Here is a 19,410-nt window from a genome sequence, read left to right as displayed (position 1 = left end):
GAAAGGCTTATATAGCGGTTGTTGTACTAGCATAAACAAGAGAAATTTTAGTCCTCCTTAAATCACGCAGCTTTCACACTGGTTGGCTCCAACTTCGCCGCCGTCATCTGTAAAGGTACGGACATAATAGATTGATTTGATGCCCTTGTTAAAGGCATAGTTGCGCAGGATAGACAGGTCGCGTGTCGTTTGTTTGCATTCGGTTTTCCATTCGTAGAGTCCTTGTGGAATGTCGCTGCGCATAAAGAGGGTCAGAGATAACCCTTGATCTACGTGCTCAGTAGCTGCTGCATAAACGTCAATGACTTTACGCATATCCATGTCGTAAGCGCTAGTATAGTAAGGAATCGTCTCAGTTGACAGTCCTGCTGCTGGGTAGTAGATTTTTCCGATTTTCTTTTCTTGGCGTTCTTCAATGCGTTGTGTAATTGGGTGGATAGAAGCAGAGACATCATTGATATAGCTGATAGAGCCATTCGGCGCAACAGCTAAGCGATTTTGGTGATAAAGACCGTCAGCCTTAACCTTATCGCGTAACTCTGCCCAGTCTTCTGCAGACGGGATAAAGATGCCTGTGAAGAGTTCTTTGACACGGTCAGACTGAGGTACAAATTCACCCGTCAGGTATTTGTCAAAGTAAGTACCGTTGGCATAATCAGATTTTTCAAAGTTGTGGAAAGTCATGCCACGCTCACGAGCAATATTGTTGGATTCAACAAGTGTCCAATAATTCATGAGCATAAAGTAAATGCTGGTAAACTCAACTGATTCAGCTGAACCATATTCAATCAACTGTTGAGCCAGATAACTGTGCAAGCCCATAGCACCTAGCCCAAAAGTGTGAGCTAAGCTGTTGCCGTGGTCAATAGTCGGAACAGCTTTGATGTGAGAACTGTCTGTAACAAATGTCAGCGCACGTGTCATGGTACGGATAGACTTACCAAAATCTGGCGAAGTCATCATATTAACCACATTGGTAGAGCCGAGATTGCAAGAAACATCTGTTCCTAAACGAACGAATTCTTGAGCGTCATTCAAGAGACTTGGTTCTTGGACTTGCAGGATTTCGGAGCAGAGATTGCTCATGATAATCTTGCCGTCTACTGGATTCGCACGATTAGCAGTATCGATATTAACTACATAAGGATAGCCAGATTCCTGCTGCAACTTGGAAATTTCAGTTTCTAAATCACGAGCTTTAATCTTCGTTTTACTAATCTTAGGATTGGCAACCAATTCGTTATATTTTTCGGTAATGTCAATGTAGGCAAATGGAACGCCATATTCCCGTTCAATAGAATAAGGGCTAAAAAGGTACATTTCTTCATTCTTACGAGCTAATTCGTAAAATTTATCTGGAATGACAACTCCTAAAGAAAGGGTTTTTACCCGTACTTTTTCATCGGCATTCTCTTTCTTAGTTGAAAGAAAAGCAATAATATCTGGGTGAAAGACATTAAGATAAACAACACCGGCTCCCTGACGTTGACCTAATTGATTAGAGTACGAAAAACTGTCTTCAAAGAGCTTCATAACTGGTACTACACCAGAAGCAGCCCCTTCATAACCTTTGATAGGGGCACCCGCTTCCCGCAGGTTACTGAGGGAAATTCCAACGCCACCGCCAATCCGAGATAATTGCAGAGCTGAATTGATAGAACGACCGATTGAATTCATATCATCAGTGACTTGAATCAAGAAACAAGAAACTAATTCACCACGCCTAGCACGTCCGGCATTCAAGAAACTTGGAGTTGCTGGTTGATACCGTTGATGAATGATTTCATTGGCAATATCTTTGGCAATTGCTTCATCACCGTCGGCAAAATAGAGCGCATTGAAAAGAACGCGGTCTTCCATGCTTTCAAGGTAATATTCACCGTCATTTGTTTTGAGAGCATATTGATTATAGAATTTATAAGCTGCCATGAAAGATTTAAAATGAAAATCTTGTTCATGAATGAAGCTGGCTAGCTCTTCGATGTATTCAGGTGAATAAAGCTGGATGAATTCTTTTTCTAAATAGTTTTCTTGAATTAAATAGTGAATTTTTTTTGTGATAGAAGAGAATTTTTTTGTATTTGGTTCAACATTTTCTTTAAAGAATGCTTCCAAGGCTTCCTTATCTTTGTGAAGCAGAATCTGTCCGTTGATTGGACGGTTGATTTCATTATTGAGACGGAAATACGTCACATCTTCTAATTGTTTGAGTCCCATAGTGTTCCTTTTCTAAATGTTAGGTTTGATATTTGGCAAAAGAAAGAGGGGTGGGCAAGAACTAAAAATTGCAAATTTTAGTTCGTAGTCTCACCCCACAAAGTTACTCAACAGTTTTGAAAAGTGTTGAGGTGGTGAACGAAGAAAACAAAGTTTTCATCAAAGGTACTCTTCCGAGTATAAAAAGTGAACGGAGAAGGTCTTGTCTAGTTATCGCAGTTTTAACCATTTCTCCCATTATGTACATGTCATAAATTATGATAATTTTTTCAATTTACCTGGTTGAAAACCGGAAAATGCTTCCGTTGGAGTCTGAACGACTGGAGCAGCATTAAAGCCTAAGCTTTTCACATGATCGATGTATTCAGGCTGTTCGTCCAAATTGATTTCACGATATTCTACATGGTTAGTGTCTAAGAAGCGTTTTGTCATTTTGCATTGAACGCAATTATTTTTTGAATAAATAGTTACCATAATGAACTCCTAATTTCTTTAAATTCAGTATGGAATTAGTATATCCAAAGCAGGGAATTTTGTCAACTATTATGTTCTAAATATTGTGTTTTGTTTTGGGGTTTAAAATACCATGATACTAGATATAGTGTTTTCTTGGAAAAAGAAAAAGATAGAATGAACTCCTGTTTTGGGCTTCGTTAGCCTAAGCTTTCCTTAGGGAACAATGGATTAAAAATGTGTCAATCAATTGGATAGTGAAAATCTCGTTTTAATGAAATTTCAGTAATTCTCATAAAAAAGACTTGCTGAATACACATAAAATTCTTGAAAAAATTTTACAAAGATGTTATAATCTAGAATTGTAAGGGTTATCACATGAGACCCCAAAAAGATTACATTAAAGGAGAGTCAAACTATGGCTTCTAAAGATTTCCACATTGTGGCAGAAACAGGTATTCACGCACGTCCAGCAACTTTGTTAGTTCAAACTGCTAGCAAATTTGCTTCAGATATTACTCTTGAATACAAAGGTAAATCAGTAAACCTTAAATCAATCATGGGTGTTATGAGCCTTGGTGTTGGTCAAGGGGCTGATGTAACAATTACTGCAGAAGGTGCAGACGCTGATGATGCAATTGTAGCAATCGCAGAAACAATGACAAAAGAAGGATTGGCTTAACATGACAGAAATGCTAAAAGGAATTGCAGCATCTGACGGTGTTGCTGTTGCTAAGGCATATCTACTCGTTCAACCGGATTTATCATTTGAGACTGCTTCAGTCGAAGATACAAATGCAGAAGAGGCTCGTTTGGATGTAGCTCTTGAAGCTTCACAGAACGAGCTTTCTGTTATCCGTGAGAAAGCAGTAGAAAGCCTTGGAGAAGAAGCAGCTCAAGTATTTGATGCTCATTTAATGGTACTTTCTGACCCAGAAATGATTGGTCAGATTAAAGAAACAATTCGTGCAAAAAAAGTGAATGCTGAAGCAGGTCTGAAAGAAGTAACAGACATGTTCATCACTCTCTTTGAAAATATGGAAGATAATCCATACATGCAAGAACGTGCAGCAGATATTCGCGACGTGACCAAACGTGTGTTGGCTCACTTGCTTGGTGTACGCTTGCCAAACCCTGCTATGATTAATGAAGAAGTAGTTGTGATTGCCCATGACTTGACTCCTTCTGATACCGCTCAATTAGATAAAAACTTTGTTAAAGCTTTTGTAACCAATATTGGTGGACGTACAAGTCACTCAGCTATTATGGCTCGTACTCTTGAAATTGCTGCGGTTCTTGGAACAAATAACATTACCGAATTAGTAAAAGACGGTGATATAGTTGCCGTGAATGGAATTACTGGTGAGGTTATTATCAATCCAACAGAAGAACAAGTTGCAACCTTTAAAGCAGCGGGTGAAGCCTATGCAAAGCAAAAAGCTGAATGGGATTTGCTGAAAGATGCTGAAACAGTAACAGCTGACGGAAAACATTTTGAACTGGCTGCAAATATCGGTACACCTAAAGATGTCGAAGGTGTGAATGCAAATGGTGCAGAAGCTGTCGGGCTTTACCGTACTGAGTTTCTTTATATGGATTCGCAAGATTTCCCAACAGAAGATGAGCAGTATGAAGCTTATAAAGCTGTACTTGAAGGGATGAATGGCAAACCAGTTGTTGTCCGTACAATGGACATTGGTGGAGACAAAGAACTTCCTTACTTTGATTTGCCAAAAGAAATGAATCCGTTCCTTGGATTCCGTGCTCTTCGTATTTCTATTTCTGAAACAGGAAATGCAATGTTCCGCACACAATTACGTGCACTTTTGCGTGCATCTGTGCATGGACAATTGCGTATCATGTTCCCAATGGTTGCTTTGTTGACTGAATTCCGTGCTGCAAAAGGCATTTTGGAAGAAGAAAAAGCTAAATTGCTTGCAGAGGGTGTGGCAGTTGCGGACAATATTCAAGTTGGTATCATGATTGAAATTCCAGCGGCAGCAATGCTTGCTGACCAATTTGCAAAAGAAGTTGACTTCTTCTCAATTGGTACCAATGACTTGATTCAATACACAATGGCTGCTGACCGTATGAATGAACAAGTTTCTTACTTGTACCAACCATACAACCCTTCTATCCTTCGCTTAGTGGATCGAGTGGTCAAAGCTGCTCACGCTGAAGGTAAGTGGGCTGGTATGTGTGGTGAAATGGCAGGCGATCAAACTGCTGTTCCGCTTCTAGTTGGTATCGGTCTGGATGAGTTCTCAATGAGTGCAACATCTGTTCTTCGTACACGTAGCTTGATGAAGAAATTGGATACGAAGAAGATGCAAGAACTCGCTCAACGTGCTCTTACAGAATGTGCAACGATGGAAGAAGTTCTTGAACTTGAAAAAGAATATCTTGATTTTGAATAATATCGAAACGAAGACCATTGTCAATTAAGACAATTGGAATCTCAGTTATTGAAAGAGGGCGTTGTTGTCCTCTTTCTTTATATTGCAAATCATTTAGGCTTTCTGTGTTCCTTTTTACTTCCTTTTGCTCATTTTTGCTATAATGATAATTATGAATAACTTGATTAAATCAAAATTAGAATTGCTGCCAACCAGTCCAGGTTGCTATATTCACAAAGATAAAAATGGTACCATTATTTACGTAGGTAAGGCTAAGAATTTGCGCAATCGGGTGCGCTCTTATTTTCGTGGGAGCCATGATACTAAGACCGAAGCGCTGGTATCTGAGATTGAGGATTTTGAGTTTATTGTCACGGAGTCTAACATTGAAGCTTTGCTACTTGAAATCAATCTCATCAAGGAAAATCAGCCTAAGTACAACATCATGCTCAAGGATGATAAGTCCTACCCTTTTATCAAAATTACCAATGAGACATATCCGCGTCTAATTATTACGCGTCAGGTCAAAAAGGATGGGGGTCTCTACTTTGGTCCTTATCCTGATGTAGGTGCTGCCAATGAAATTAAGCGCCTGCTGGATCGAATTTTCCCTTTTCGCAAATGCACTAATCCGCCTGAGAAGGTTTGTTTCTACTACCACATCGGGCAGTGCCGAGCTCACACTATCTGCCATAATGAACCACATTTTTTTCAAGATATGGCTCAAGAAGTATCAGACTTTCTCAAAGGGCATGATGATAAGATTATTGATGAGCTGAAAAGGAAAATGACCAGTGCTGCTGATAAAATGGAGTTTGAAAAAGCGGCTGAGTACCGCGACTTGCTTCAAAGCATTGCGACGCTTCGCACTAAACAACGAGTCATGGCGAAGGATTTGCAGAATCGGGATGTCTTTGGTTATTATGTAGACAAAGGCTGGATGTGTGTGCAGGTGTTCTTTGTCCGTCAAGGAAAACTCATTGAGCGAGACGTGAATATGTTTCCTTACTACAATGATCCCGATGAGGATTTTCTGACCTATATTGGTCAATTTTATCAGGAAAAATCTCATCTGATTCCCAATGAAATTTTGATTCCATCTGATATTGATGACGTAGCTGTTCAGGCTGTGGTAGATACGAAGATTCTCAAACCTCAGCGAGGAGAGAAGAAACAGCTGGTTAATTTGGCTATTAAAAATGCGCAAGTTAGTTTGCAGCAGAAGTTTGATTTGTTGGAGAAATCTGTTGAAAAAACGCAAGGAGCTATTGAAAATCTAGGTCAGTTGCTCAATATTCCCACCCCAGTTCGGATTGAGTCCTTTGATAATTCCAATATTATGGGAACCAGTCCTGTTTCAGCTATGGTGGTCTTTATCAATGGGAAACCCAGCAAAAAGGATTATCGCAAGTATAAGATTAAGACAGTTGTCGGTCCTGATGACTATGCTAGTATGCGAGAAGTGATTAAGCGTCGCTATAGCCGAGTCATGCGCGATGGTTTAATACCGCCTGATCTTATTGTCATTGACGGTGGTCGGGGTCAAGTCAACATTGCTAAAGACGTCATTCAACATCAATTAGGGTTAGATATTCCTATCGCTGGTTTGCAAAAGAACGACAAGCACCAGACTCATGAATTGCTCTTTGGCGATCCTTTGAAAGTGGTCGAATTGTCTCGCAATTCGCAGGAATTTTTCCTCCTGCAACGCATTCAAGATGAGGTGCACCGCTTTGCCATTACCTTCCACCGCCAGCTTCGCTCAAAAAACTCCTTTTCTTCGCAATTGGATGGTATTGAGGGGCTAGGACCCAAGCGCAAGCAAAATTTGATGCGACATTTTAAATCCTTGACCAACATCAAGAAAGCCAGCGTGGATGAAATTGTCGAAGTGGGTGTGCCGCGAAAAGTGGCAGAGGCCGTGCAGGAGAAATTGAGCAAATCTACAGATAAAAAGATAACCAACTCCTAGATTTTAGGGAAGCAAGTTCATCAGACTATTTCTCGTGAAAAACCTCTGCAAGCTCTTCCAATTTATGGTAAAATGAAATTAGTATAATAAGAAAAGGAAAGTCCCTATGAAATTTCTTGAATTAAATAAAAAGCTTCATGCAACGAAGCATTTCAATGATAAAGCAGTTGATCCGAAAGATGTGCGGACGGCGATTGAAATTGCAACTTTAGCGCCAAGTGCTCACAATAGCCAGCCTTGGAAATTTGTAGTTGTGCGTGAGAAAAATGCAGAATTGGCTGAGATTGCTTTCGGTGCAAACAAAGACCAAATCACAGAAGCACCTGTGACGATTGCTCTTTTTACAGATACAGACTTAGTTAAACGAGCTCGGAAAATTGCTCGTGTAGCTGGGGTCAATAATATGTCCGACGAATTGTTGCAATATTATATGCAAAATTTACCGGTTGAGTATAGTCATTATTCTGAGCAGCAAAAAAGCGATTATTTGGCTTTAAATGCTGGTTTGGTGGCAATGAATCTTGTTTTGGCTTTGACCGACCAAGGAATTGGTTCCAATATTATCCTTGGATTTGATAAGTCAAAAGCTAATCAAGTGCTAGATATTGACGAACGCTTCCGTCCAGAACTTTTAATTACCGTTGGTTATACAGATGACAAACTGGAGCCAAGCTATCGTTTGCCAGTGGACGAGATTATTGAAAAACGTTGATAGAAAGGAATCTGATTTTATGACGATTGATTTTAAAGCAGAAGTTGAGAAACGTCGCGATGCTCTGCTGGCTGACTTGTTTAGCCTTTTGGAAATTAACTCCGAGCGAGATGACATGAAAGCAGATAAAGAACATCCTTTTGGGCCTGGACCTGTTAAGGCTTTGGAAAAATTCTTAGAACTAGCTGCGCGTGATGGCTATCCAACGAAGAATGTGGACAATTATGCAGGGCAGTTTGAATATGGCGAAGGAAAAGAAGTGCTTGGAATTTTTGCGCACATGGATGTTGTGCCGGCTGGAAGCGGCTGGGATACGGATCCCTATACGCCAACTATCAAGGACGGTAAATTATTTGCGCGTGGTGCGAGCGATGACAAAGGACCGACGATGGCTTGCTATTATGGACTGAAGATTATCAAAGAATTAGGTTTGCCGACATCTAAGAAGGTTCGTTTTGTAGTTGGTACAGATGAAGAATCCGGCTGGGCTGATATGGACTATTATTTCAAGCATGTTGGTCTGCCAGAGCCCGATTTTGGCTTTTCACCAGACGCAGAATTTCCAATTATCAATGGTGAAAAAGGAAATATCACCGAATATCTTCATTTTGCAGGGGAAAATAGCGGAGCTGCGCGCTTGCATAGCTTTACTGGCGGACTTCGTGAAAATATGGTTCCTGAATCTGCAACAGCAGTGGTATCAGGAAATGTGCCAAATCTTGTAGATAAATTGGATGAATTTGCAAAGGAACACGAACTTCGATTTGAATACCAAGAATTACCGAGTGGACAAATAACAGTTACGATTGTTGGGAAATCCGCCCACGGAGCTTCTCCACAATCTGGTGTCAATGGCGCGACTTATTTGGCGAAATTCTTGACCCAGTTTGACTTTGCAGGTTCTGCTAAGGATTATCTTGAAGTGGCTGGGAACATTCTTTTAGAAGACCATGCAGGAAAAGCTCTGAAAGTAGATTATGTAGATGAAAAAATGGGTGCTCTTTCTATGAATGCAGGAGTCTTCCGCTTTGATGAGGCAAGTGATGACAACACCATTGCCCTTAATTTCCGCTATCCACTAGGAACCAATCCAGAAGTAATCAAATCTAAATTGGAAAACTTGCCTGTAGAGAAAGTGACATTGTCCGAGCACGAGCATGTTCCTCACTATGTTCCAATGGAAGATCCACTTGTGACAACGCTTTTGGACGTGTATGAAAAACAAACAGGTCTGAAAGGTTATGAGCAAATCATTGGTGGAGGAACGTTTGGTCGTCTCTTGAAACGCGGTGTTGCTTATGGTGCTATGTTCCCAGGCTATACAGATACCATGCACCAAGCAAATGAATTTATAGATGTAGAAGATCTTTTTCGTGCAGCAGCTATTTATGCTGAGGCAATCTATGAATTGATTAAATAAAGGACGTAAACTCAGCTAGAAATAGTTGAGTTTCTTTCAAAGAAAGAGGACCATTATGATTTATACAATTACAAGTGCGACAGGTCAATTGGGGCAAAAGGTCGTTGCTGAAGCACAGAAACAGTTAGACACTAATGAAATTCGGTTATCTGTTCGGAGTCCCCAAAAAGCGAGTCAATATGTAGCAGCAGGGATTGATGTCAGAGCAGCTGATTATTTAGATGTAGATTCTATGGTCGAGGCTTGGCGTGGAACGGATGTTTTGATTTACATTCCAAGTATTTCTCATCCAAGCATTGTGCGTGTACCCGAGTTTGAAAATTCAGTTATTGCGGCAGAAAGAACTGGAGTTAAGCACTTTATCTTTGTTGGATTTTTCGCCGATCAAGTTAATAGCCCTTTTCACATGGCGGCTTTCTTTGCTTATGCCAATACTCGTCTAGCATCAGCTGGATTTTCTTACAGCATTATCAAAAATGCTATGTATGCTGATCCATTGGTACCCTATTTACCTGAGTTAATAGAGCGCAAGGCGGTCATCTATCCAATGGAAAATGCCAAAATGAGCTTTATTTCGCGAGAAGATAGTGCAGAAGCTATCGTCAAACTGGCTATGTCGCCTGTCCTACAGGGAAAGACGTATGTTTTGACTCAAGAACGCAATTACACAATGTTGGAGCTGGCTAATCTTTTGTCCGAGGTTTCTGGTCACGAGATTAGCTACCAGCCGGTGACAGTTGAGGAATTTGCTGTCCTTTATGACCAACCAAAAGGTTTCGGTGTTGTGCTGGCTTCTCTTTACCAAGCTGGAAGCCGAGGCTGTTTGGACATTGTGACAGATGATTTTCGGACAATCACAGGACGGCAAGCAACTGATTTGAAAAGCTACATGATGAAAAATTATCAAAAATAGAGGCAAGAAATGGAAACGCTAGAAGATATTAAGAAAGCTATTATGGCTGATTCACAAAATCAAGCATATACCGAGCGAGGAATTGAGCCACTTTTTGCAGCGCCTAAAACGGCACGTATTAACATTGTCGGTCAAGCGCCGGGCATCAAAGCGCAGGAAACACGCTTGTACTGGAATGATAAGAGTGGAGATCGCTTACGTGAATGGATGGGTGTCGATTATGATACTTTTTATCATTCAGGTTATTTTGCTGCGATTCCAATGGACTTTTATTTCCCAGGTCATGGAAAATCAGGCGATTTACCGCCTCGCAAGGGCTTTGCTGAAAAATGGCATCAGCCGATTTTAGAATTGCTGCCAGATCTTGAATTGACGATTCTTATTGGTCAATATGCTCAGAAATATTATCTTCATCAAAAAGGAACTGTAAAACTAACTGATACGGTAAAACATTATCAAGACTACTTGCCAGAATTTTTCCCGCTTGTCCACCCCTCACCACGAAATCAAATTTGGATGGCTAAGAATCCTTGGTTTGCAGAAACCGTAATTCCTGATTTAAGGGAACGGGTACAAAAGATTATTTCATAGTGTGGAACAAAAGTTAATCATTTAAAAGTTTTTGATTTTGTTGCTCCACAGTGGTTCATTAGTACGGAAGCGCCTAATGAATTTCTCCAAACCGCTGCGCTTTGCAAGCATAACGCATAAATAATAGAAGCTAGGCACTTTTGCCCCAGCTTCTTTTTTTAAACAAAATCTTTGACAAAAAATGTTCTATACAGTAGAATAAACGTAAACTTCTATATCGTATATTTTAGAAAGAAGGAAAATGAGTAAAAAAGTAATCAATGGTGGGTTTTACATCGGGAAAATTCATCGTTTGTCCAATCGACTGATGAACCACATTTTGTTAGAACGAGGAATTCAAGCCTTTAATGGAGAGCAAGGACGCATTTTACATGCGCTTTGGCAAAAAGATTATCAGAGTCAAACCGAATTATCGGAGAAGACTGGCTTGACGTTGAATACTCTTACGAAAATGATTGACCGAATGATTAGCATGAACCTTGTGGAGCGGTGCTATCATGAAAAAGATAAGCGAAAAAAGATGATTTGTTTGACGGGCTATGCCAAAGGTCTGCAAGATGAGTATAATGCGATTTCTAAGGAAATAATTGAAATCTTTTACAGCGGATTTTCTGACCTAGAAATTGATGAATTTGAGACTTATTTGGAGCGTATCGTGGCAAATTTAACCAAGCCAAGAAAGGATAAAGCATGAACGAGTTCATTAAATTAGTGACCAATCAATGGCAGTTTCTATTTAGTATGGTGTGGGATCATGTCTGGATATCGGGCTTGTCTATCTTACTTGCTTTAATTTTGGGAGTTGGACTTGGAATTTTCATCAGTTTCAAAAAAAGCTGGGCTGGTGTCGTTATCGGAATAGTGAATATTCTTTATACAATTCCCTCTATTGCCCTTTTAGGGATTTTGATTTCAATTACAGGAATTGGTAACAAAACAGCAATTGTAGCTTTAACCTTGTATGCACTTTTACCTATGGTACGGAGCACTTATACAGGTATTACAGGTGTTGATCCGCTTCTCGTTGAAGCAGCAGAAGGAATGGGTTCTACTCGCAAGCAGATTTTAACCAAGGTTCAGTTGCCACTTGCCTTTCCGGTCATGATGTCTGGTTTTCGCAATATGGTGACGATGACCATTGCGCTAGCTGGGATTGCCTCTTTCGTCGGTGCTGGCGGTCTGGGGGTTGCAATCTACCGTGGGATTACCACTAATAATCAAACCTTGACCTTGGTCGGAAGTATTTTAGTAGCTTTGTTGGCATTGGTCTTTGATTTTCTCCTTTCTTTGGTTGAAAAATCAATCTTACGTCATAAAAAAGTATCTAAAAAATGGTTAGCTGTTTTCAGCTCTATAGTTCTTTTGATGGCAGGAATCATCGCATTTTTGCAAATGAATCCAATGGGTGGAACGGTCAAGATTGCGACCAAGCCACAGACAGAAAACTATATCTTAGGAGAAATGCAAAAACAAGTCATTGAAGAATACACCAATCTGAAGGTCAAAATGACTAAAGGTGTCGGTGGTGGGACTGCCAATATCCATCCAGCGATGGTTAAAGGTGAATTTGATATTTATGCCGAATACACCGGTACGATCTGGGAAGTTATTCTCAAAAAGTCAGGTTCTTATGATGAAAGTCAATTTAAGACGCTTGAAAGTCAATACCGCAAGAAATATCAACTTGCATGGGTAAATACATTTGGCTTTAATAACACATATGGCTTAGCCGTTCGCAAGGATGTAGCAGAAAAATACAATATTAAAACCTTTAGCGATCTTGCTAAAGTTAGTCCTAATTTAACTTTTGGTGCAGAGTATGATTTCTTTGGTCGTGAAGACGGTTTTGCACGTTTACAATCTACCTATGGTATGAAGTTCAAATCTCAAGTGGATATGGATAGCGGACTGAAATATCAGGCTATTAAATCTGGAAAAGTTGATGCGATTGATATTTTTACCACAGATGGACAGCTTTATGGTGCCAATCTAGTGGTTTTGAAAGATGATAAAAAAATCTATCCTTCTTATCAGGCAGGGACAGTTGTTCGAGAAGCTACTCTAAAAAAATACCAACAATTGAAAAAAGCATTGGCAAAATTAGATGGTATTTTAACAGATAGTAAAATGGCAGAACTAAACCACAAAGTAGAAAATGACAAAGAAGAGCCGGCTAAAGTCGCTCATGACTATCTTGTAGAGAAAGGAATTTTGAAAAAATGATTGAATACAAAGAAATTAGCAAATCTTATGGAAATCAAGACATTATCAAAAATCTAAATCTAAAGATTGAAGACGGCACTTTTCTGACAGTTGTGGGGACTTCTGGCTCAGGCAAAACGACATTGTTAAAGATGATAAATGGTTTGGTCAAGCCGAATCAAGGGCAAATCCTTATCAATGGTCAAGATGTGCAGGACACGGATTTGATTGAATTGCGACGAAACATCGGTTATTCGATTCAAGGAAATGGGCTTTTTCCGCATTTGACAGTTGCTGAGAATATCGCTTATGTCTTGAATTTGCAAAAGAAAAATCAAGTGGAAATAGAGAAAGTTGTAGATGAAAAGTTAGCCATGCTTGGTTTGGATACTCAGCTAAAAAATCGCTATCCAGCAGCTCTTTCGGGCGGACAGGCGCAACGAGTGGGGATTGCCCGTGCACTCGCTGCGACGCCTGATATTTTGCTAATGGATGAGCCTTTTGGAGCAGTGGATGCTATTACGCGCTATCAGTTACAGCGTGAATTAAAATCACTGCATGAAGAAACCGGCATTACAGTTGTGTTTATCACACACGATATAACAGAAGCCTTGAAACTAGGCACGAAAATCCTCGTTTTAGATAAGGGAGAAATCCAGCAATATGGCACGCCACAGGAAATAAAAATGCAGCCTGCAAATGACTTTGTACGAAAACTACTAGAATTAGCAAGCTAAAGAGAAGTTCTATGAATCAAAAAATGAAATCCATGGTGATTTATGAGCCTGGTGGTCCAGAAAAATTTGTTCTAGAAGAATGAGAATTCCCGAATGTAAAAGAAGGCTGGACTCTAGTCAAGATTAAAGGTTTTGGGATCAATCATTCAGAAATTTTCACTCGGAAAGGTCTATCTCCAGATGTTCAATTTCCTCGAATTTTGGGGATTGAGTGTGTAGGACAAGTGGTTGAAACGACAAGGAGAGATTTACAAATTGGATAAAAAATTGTCTCTATCATGGGGTGAAATGGGACGTGCCCTTGACGGTTCTTATGCTGAATATGCTCTACTTCCAAATGAGCAGATTTATCCCGTAGATAGCCAATTACCTTGGTCTGAGTTAGCAGCAGTACCAGAGACCTATTATACCGCTTTTGGCTCCTTCAAAAATCTGCAGATAAAAGAAGGAGATTCAATCTTAGTCCGAGCTGCGACAAGTGGTGTTGGATTAGCTTTCTTAAAATTGGTAAAGGCGCAATTCCCACAGAATCGTGTAGTTGGCGCAGTTCGTTCTCTCGCTAAAAAAGATTTGCTTCAATATCGAGGTTTTGATGAAATTATTTTAGATGAAAAAGGAGTTTTGCAAACTGAGGAAAAGTTTGATAAAATCCTTGAATTAGTCGGTCCGGCTACTCTAAAAAATTCATTTGACCATATTCAAAGTGCAGGAATTATCTGTAACACTGGTCAATTAGGTGGCAAATGGTATGTAGAGGAGTTTGACCCAATCGTAGAAATAAAAAATAATAGTTTTTTGACGAGTTTTCATTCAGGCAATGTGAGCCAGCAGCTTATTGATGAACTTTTTAGCTATATTGATGCTTACCAGAAAAATGTATCTTCTCAACGAATCTTTTCGTTAGAGCAAATCCCAGCAGCCCATTCTTATATCGAAAGTCAAGCGGGATTTGGGAAAGTGGTCGTCTTAAATGATTAACTAGAAAAAATGAAAAGTGTGCAAATGCATGCTTTTTTGAATTGACATACAGTATATCTACGCCTATAATGAAAATTAGAAAATTCTATAAATGAGGCGATACAGATGAAAAAAAGGATTGGGATTTTATTAGTAGCGAGTTTGTTTCTTTTGACAGCTTGTGGGGAAAAGAAAACGAATGTGGAAACGAAACAAGAAGGAAAAGCAACGTCTGCAAAAGTTGCGTCCTCTGAGCAAGTAAAGAAAAAAGCAAAAGTTCATTATAATGGTTCTTACTATAGTGTAAAAGGAAAATACGATGAAATTGTCATCGCAAATAAACATTATCCATTATCTTCAGATTACAATCCCGGTGAAAATCCTACTGCTAAAGCAAAATTGCTGGAGTTGATTGCTACTATGCAGCGCGAAGGCTATCCTATCAGTCATCAATATAGCGGTTTCCGTAGTTATCAAACGCAGGTTACTCTTTATCAAAATTATGTCAATCAAGACGGGAAAGAAGCAGCAGATCGTTATTCTGCCCGACCTGGTTATAGCGAACACCAAACGGGCTTGGCATTTGACTTGATTGGTACAGACGGAAATCTAGTAACAGAAGCAAAGGCGAGCCAGTGGCTTTTGAAACATGCAGCTGAGTATGGATTTGTCGTGCGCTATCTAAATGGTAAAGAAGACAAAACTGGATATATGCCAGAGCAATGGCATCTTCGTTATGTTGGGAAAGAAGCAAAAGAGATTGCGGATTCAGGACTATCTTTAGAAGAGTATTTCGGCTTTTCCGGGGGAGATTATAAGGATTAAAGTTGAACACAAGGAGACAATACACATGAAAATTTACACAATGAACCCTACTATTGATGTCGTGGAAACACCTGTTGAAGAAACTAGCCGCATCATCCGTCACCTTCACTTAGGAGAAGGAAAAATAATTCCTGAACATAAGGCTGATGCTTTGGTGACTGTTGTCTGTCTAGAAGGAAAGGTTGATTTTACATCATCTGGTCAAACAGTTCAACTTGTTCCCGGAAGTTTTTTAACCATGGAACCAAATGAACTTCATAGTTTATATGGTGTAAAAGATAGCCATGTATTGGTTATTCAACAATTAAAATACTGAATGTGAAAAAAGGTAAAAACTTGGAAGTCATACTGTCGTAGATTCCAAGTTTTTTTGATTATATAAAAAAAACCCTTTCCCAAAATTGGAAAAGGCTTATTATCAACATTCTTTGTAATGTAAATATGATCTTTATTTGAGACCGTATTTTTTGTTGAAACGATCCACACGTCCATCTGCTTGAGTGAATTTTTGACGTCCAGTGTAGAATGGATGTGAGTCTGATGAAATTTCCACACGGATCAAAGGATAAGTGTTTCCATCTTCCCATTCAATAGTTTCGCTAGAATACTTAGTAGAACCACTAAGGAATTTGTAGCCAGTTGAAGTATCCATAAAGACAACAGGACGGTATTCAGGATGAATATCTTTTCTCATTTTTAAAAATTTCCTTTCTGCCATGGTCTCTCTGCGAGCCATAGATTCGTTACTTTGATAGTTTACCAAATTCTAGCGGATTTGACAAGTCTTTTCTACCAAATTATTTCCTTTTTGCCAATTCTTTCAATTCTTGATAAACTTCTTCGATTTCTTCTTTGGAGTAAGCATTGGCACCACTGGCAAGAGGATGACCGCCTCCGTCGTGTTTTTTAGCTACTTCATTAATCGGGATAAATTTACTCCTTAGCCGAACGCGGTAATTTCCATTTTCTTGCTCAACAAAAATTCCCCATAATTCAACGCTGTCAATACGCCCTGGAGCTGAAACGATAGCAGAAGTATCAGCATCTGTTAAATGATTGGCTTTGAGAAGTTCCTGAGTTAAAATGACACGAGCTGCACCATTTTCATCGACTTCTAAATGGTCATAAACATAGCCTAGAAGTTTAGCGATTTGATAGCTGAAAGAGTCCATTTTTCGAGCCAAAGCAGCAAAATCAAAGGGATACTCGCGAAGTTTACTGGCGACAGCCATTGTGCGGGCAGTTGTGGCAGGATATAGGAAACGTCCTGTATCACCGACAATTCCAGCATAAAGCAATTTAGCAGAATAATCATCTAGTTTCAGTTTATTTTCCAATGCAAAGAGAGCAATTAACTCACTAGCACTACTAGAGCTAGTATCCACCAAAGAAATGTCCCCGTAAATGTCATCATTTGGATGATGATCAATTTTGATGAGAAAATCCCCTTTGTTGTACCGTTCATCATCAATCCGAGCAGTATTTGCCGTATCACAAACAATAACTAAAGCATGTTTGTAATCATCGTCTGAAACATCATCCATTTTAGCCAGCCAAGCAAGAGTAGGTTCAGTCTTTCCTGCTACTTTAATCTTTTTCTCAGGGAAATTGACTTGAAGTAATTTTTTCAAACCGACTTGACTTCCTAAGGCATCAGGATCAGGTCGCATGTGACGATGAATGATAATCGTATCGTATTCTTTAATTTTATGTAAAATTTGCTTAAAAATGTCCATGTTATAACCTCCGCTCTACCTTTTATTCATTGTATCATAAGATGATTATTTTAAAAAGTAAAAGGGAAAAGTAGGGAACTTTAAGAGATTTGAAGTGCAACAATTTGTTCAATGTGTTATAATAAACTGATAGAATTTTTGGGAGGAAATTATGGCTTTAGCAAAAATTGTATTTGCGAGTATGACAGGAAATACAGAAGAAATCGCAGATATTGTAGCTGATAAATTAAAAGAACTTGGTTTAGAAGTAGATATTGATGAATGCACAACGGTTGATGCAGAGGAATTTCTAGAAGCAGATATCGCAATCGTTGCTTCTTACACATACGGTGACGGCGAGTTGCCTGATGAAATTGTTGATTTTTATGAAGATTTAGCTAGTCTTGACTTGACTGGAAAGATTTATGGTGTTGTCGGGTCAGGTGATACATTCTATGATGAGTTTTGTAAGGCAGTAGATGACTTTGATCGCGCTTTTGCAGCGACAGGTGCTGAAAAAGGTGCTGAAAATGTCAAAGTCGATCTATCAGCAGAAGATGAAGATATTGAAAATCTGGAGAAATTCGCTGAAGCATTAGCCGAAAAAGTACGGTAATCATGTAAGAAGGCTGGGAACTTTTCCTAGCCTTTTTAGCTTAATTTATTCGATTTTAGGCATATATTCTGACATTTCTAATATAGAATAGTATAATAAGAGAAGAGAAATTGTATCAATGGGAGGAATGAGATGACGAAAGAACGAGATTATGCTTTTGGTTTTCATGACGATGTGAAGCCTTTGTTCTCGACTGGTAAGGGTCTGACAGAAGAGGTTGTTCGTGAAATTTCTGAAATTAAAAATGAGCCGCAATGGATGTTGGATTATCGCTTGCGTTCTTTAGAATTGTTCCATAAATTGCCCATGCCTGATTTTGGACCAGATTTATCCGGCATACGATTTGATGATATTGTCTATTATCAAAAATTAAGTGGGGATCGGGCTAGAAACTGGGATGAAGTGCCAGATGAAATAAAGAAAACCTTTGAGCGTCTGGGTATTCCTGAAGCGGAACGTCAATTTTTGTCAGGAGCAGTTGCTCAGTATGAATCTGAAGTAGTCTATCACAACATGAAAGAAGAATTTGCCAAGCAAGGCATTATCTTTACCGATACCGACACGGCAGTACAAGAATATCCGGATTTGGTGAAAAAATACTTTGGCACAGTCATTTCTAATGCAGAGCACAAGTTTTCTGCTTTGAACAGTGCTGTTTGGTCAGGTGGCACATTTATCTATGTTCCTAAAAATGTTCAATGTCAGGTGCCAGTTCAGACCTATTTCCGTATCAATGGAGAGAATGCCGGTCAGTTTGAACGCTCGCTCATTATCGTAGAAGAGGGTGGCTCTATTCAATACATTGAGGGCTGCACAGCGCCGACTTATACGACCAATAGTCTTCATGCTGCAAATGTGGAAATTATTGTCAAAAAAGATGCTTTTTTCCGCTATACAACCATTCAAAACTGGTCAGACAATGTTTATAATCTGGTAACAGAGCGTGGAACGGTTGAAGAAGGCGGTACTTTGGAATGGATTGACGGAAATCTGGGCAGCAAGGTCAATATGAAATACCCTTGCAGCATTTTGAATGGACGCAATGCAAGAACTTCTGTTCTTTCTATGTCCTTTGCTAATTATGGTCAGCATTTAGATGCAGGCTGTAAAGTCTATCACAATGCGCCGAAGACTTCTAGCACATTGATTTCCAAGTCTGTTGCTAAAGACGGTGGTAAGACGGATTACCGCGGTCAAGTCCGTTTTGGCAAGAACAGTGCTGGTTCAAAGTCTCACATTGAGTGCGATACGATTCTCATGGATGGTGAATCCAGCTCGGATACCATTCCATTTAATGAAATTCACAATTCGAATGTTGCACTGGAACACGAAGCTAAGGTTTCTAAGGTTTCGGAGGATCAGCTTTATTACCTCATGAGCCGTGGTATTAGCGAAGAAGAAGCAACTGCCATGATTATCAATGGCTTTATGGAACCGATCACCAAAGAACTTCCAATGGAATACGCAGTGGAGCTCAACCAACTCATTAACATGAGTATGGAAGGCTCAGTAGGATAAAAGTAAAAACAGTCGTGAGGCTGTTTTTTGTTGAAACAAGAGAAAGAAAAAAGCACCGAATCGGTGCCACTTTTTCAAGTTGGATACGGACAAAGCCTTATTTTAACTTGCTGTGTTGTTTCGAATGGTTCCAACAATGATAGTATACAATATTTTTCTTTAAATG

At 39.5% G+C, this 19,410-nt stretch carries 18 protein-coding genes and 1 pseudogene; 15 read left to right on the top strand and 4 right to left on the bottom strand.

The window, feature by feature from the left end; all coding sequences use genetic code 11:
- Positions 1-57: 57 nt before the first annotated feature.
- Both nrdE and nrdH read right to left on the bottom strand, forming a co-directional pair.
- A complete protein-coding gene (gene nrdE / locus SanJ4206_RS06615; protein ID WP_003030025.1) occupies positions 58-2,217 on the bottom strand; it encodes a class 1b ribonucleoside-diphosphate reductase subunit alpha in 2,160 nt (719 codons plus the stop codon).
- A 255-nt stretch (positions 2,218-2,472) separates the two neighbouring features.
- Entirely contained in the window at positions 2,473-2,691 is a 219-nt protein-coding gene (nrdH, locus tag SanJ4206_RS06610; protein ID WP_003023812.1) for a glutaredoxin-like protein NrdH, read from the bottom strand.
- A 397-nt stretch (positions 2,692-3,088) separates the two neighbouring features.
- On the opposite strand from nrdH, the gene SanJ4206_RS06605 reads away from it, so the two are divergent.
- The 13 genes and pseudogenes from SanJ4206_RS06605 to SanJ4206_RS06540 all read left to right on the top strand — a co-directional run bounded on the left by SanJ4206_RS06605 (position 3,089) and on the right by SanJ4206_RS06540 (position 15,711).
- Complete coding sequence (locus SanJ4206_RS06605) at positions 3,089-3,352, top strand: phosphocarrier protein HPr (protein WP_003023815.1); 264 nt, start codon at positions 3,089-3,091, stop codon at positions 3,350-3,352.
- Position 3,353: 1 nt separating this feature from the next.
- On the top strand, positions 3,354-5,087 hold the full coding sequence (gene ptsP / locus SanJ4206_RS06600; protein ID WP_003030024.1) for a phosphoenolpyruvate--protein phosphotransferase: 1,734 nt from the start codon (positions 3,354-3,356) through the stop codon (positions 5,085-5,087).
- A 151-nt stretch (positions 5,088-5,238) separates the two neighbouring features.
- Complete coding sequence (gene uvrC / locus SanJ4206_RS06595; protein WP_022525040.1) at positions 5,239-7,038, top strand: excinuclease ABC subunit UvrC; 1,800 nt, start codon at positions 5,239-5,241, stop codon at positions 7,036-7,038.
- A gap of 106 nt (positions 7,039-7,144) precedes the next feature.
- Complete coding sequence (locus tag SanJ4206_RS06590; RefSeq protein WP_157622078.1) at positions 7,145-7,750, top strand: nitroreductase family protein; 606 nt, start codon at positions 7,145-7,147, stop codon at positions 7,748-7,750.
- A gap of 19 nt (positions 7,751-7,769) precedes the next feature.
- The gene (pepV, locus tag SanJ4206_RS06585) at positions 7,770-9,170 is read left to right on the top strand and encodes a dipeptidase PepV (protein ID WP_022525039.1); all 1,401 of its coding nucleotides are present in this window, start codon (positions 7,770-7,772) and stop codon (positions 9,168-9,170) included.
- 55 nt (positions 9,171-9,225) lie between these two features.
- Complete coding sequence (locus SanJ4206_RS06580; protein ID WP_003030019.1) at positions 9,226-10,083, top strand: SDR family oxidoreductase; 858 nt, start codon at positions 9,226-9,228, stop codon at positions 10,081-10,083.
- A 9-nt stretch (positions 10,084-10,092) separates the two neighbouring features.
- The gene (locus SanJ4206_RS06575) at positions 10,093-10,674 is read left to right on the top strand and encodes a uracil-DNA glycosylase family protein (protein WP_003030018.1); all 582 of its coding nucleotides are present in this window, start codon (positions 10,093-10,095) and stop codon (positions 10,672-10,674) included.
- 241 nt (positions 10,675-10,915) lie between these two features.
- The gene (locus SanJ4206_RS06570) at positions 10,916-11,368 is read left to right on the top strand and encodes a MarR family transcriptional regulator (RefSeq protein ID WP_003030016.1); all 453 of its coding nucleotides are present in this window, start codon (positions 10,916-10,918) and stop codon (positions 11,366-11,368) included.
- Positions 11,365-12,897, top strand: coding sequence for an ABC transporter permease/substrate-binding protein (locus tag SanJ4206_RS06565; RefSeq protein ID WP_003030015.1), 1,533 nt, complete (start codon positions 11,365-11,367; stop codon positions 12,895-12,897). Before SanJ4206_RS06570 ends, SanJ4206_RS06565 begins: the two co-directional genes overlap by 4 nt.
- A complete protein-coding gene (locus SanJ4206_RS06560) occupies positions 12,894-13,613 on the top strand; it encodes an ATP-binding cassette domain-containing protein (protein ID WP_003030014.1) in 720 nt (239 codons plus the stop codon). The genes SanJ4206_RS06565 and SanJ4206_RS06560 overlap by 4 nt, the downstream gene beginning before the upstream one ends.
- 11 nt (positions 13,614-13,624) lie before the next feature.
- A pseudogene (locus SanJ4206_RS06550) lies at positions 13,625-14,591 on the top strand (zinc-binding dehydrogenase).
- 105 nt (positions 14,592-14,696) lie between these two features.
- Positions 14,697-15,395, top strand: coding sequence for an LD-carboxypeptidase LdcB/DacB (ldcB, locus tag SanJ4206_RS06545; RefSeq protein WP_003041563.1), 699 nt, complete (start codon positions 14,697-14,699; stop codon positions 15,393-15,395).
- A gap of 25 nt (positions 15,396-15,420) precedes the next feature.
- Positions 15,421-15,711 carry an AraC family ligand binding domain-containing protein gene (locus SanJ4206_RS06540; RefSeq protein ID WP_003030010.1) on the top strand — a complete coding sequence of 97 codons (291 nt, stop codon included), beginning with the start codon at positions 15,421-15,423 and terminating at the stop codon, positions 15,709-15,711.
- 132 nt (positions 15,712-15,843) lie between these two features.
- Here the strand turns inward: SanJ4206_RS06540 and SanJ4206_RS06535 are convergent, their stop codons facing one another.
- Both SanJ4206_RS06535 and SanJ4206_RS06530 read right to left on the bottom strand, forming a co-directional pair.
- Positions 15,844-16,089, bottom strand: coding sequence for a type B 50S ribosomal protein L31 (locus SanJ4206_RS06535; RefSeq protein WP_003041527.1), 246 nt, complete (start codon positions 16,087-16,089; stop codon positions 15,844-15,846).
- A gap of 103 nt (positions 16,090-16,192) precedes the next feature.
- Entirely contained in the window at positions 16,193-17,131 is a 939-nt protein-coding gene (locus SanJ4206_RS06530) for a DHH family phosphoesterase (RefSeq protein ID WP_003030008.1), read from the bottom strand.
- 151 nt (positions 17,132-17,282) lie between these two features.
- Here SanJ4206_RS06530 and SanJ4206_RS06525 point away from each other — a divergent pair, with 151 nt between their 5' ends.
- Positions 17,283-17,726, top strand: a complete 444-nt coding sequence (locus tag SanJ4206_RS06525; RefSeq protein ID WP_003030007.1) for a flavodoxin — start codon at positions 17,283-17,285, stop codon at positions 17,724-17,726.
- A gap of 132 nt (positions 17,727-17,858) precedes the next feature.
- Entirely contained in the window at positions 17,859-19,244 is a 1,386-nt protein-coding gene (gene sufB, locus SanJ4206_RS06520) for a Fe-S cluster assembly protein SufB (RefSeq protein WP_003030005.1), read from the top strand.
- The last annotated feature ends 166 nt before the right edge of the window (positions 19,245-19,410 follow it).

Source organism: Streptococcus anginosus (assembly GCF_001697145.1).
Lineage (GTDB): Bacteria > Bacillota > Bacilli > Lactobacillales > Streptococcaceae > Streptococcus > Streptococcus hominis.
This window is presented reverse-complemented; position numbering and strand designations above follow the sequence as displayed.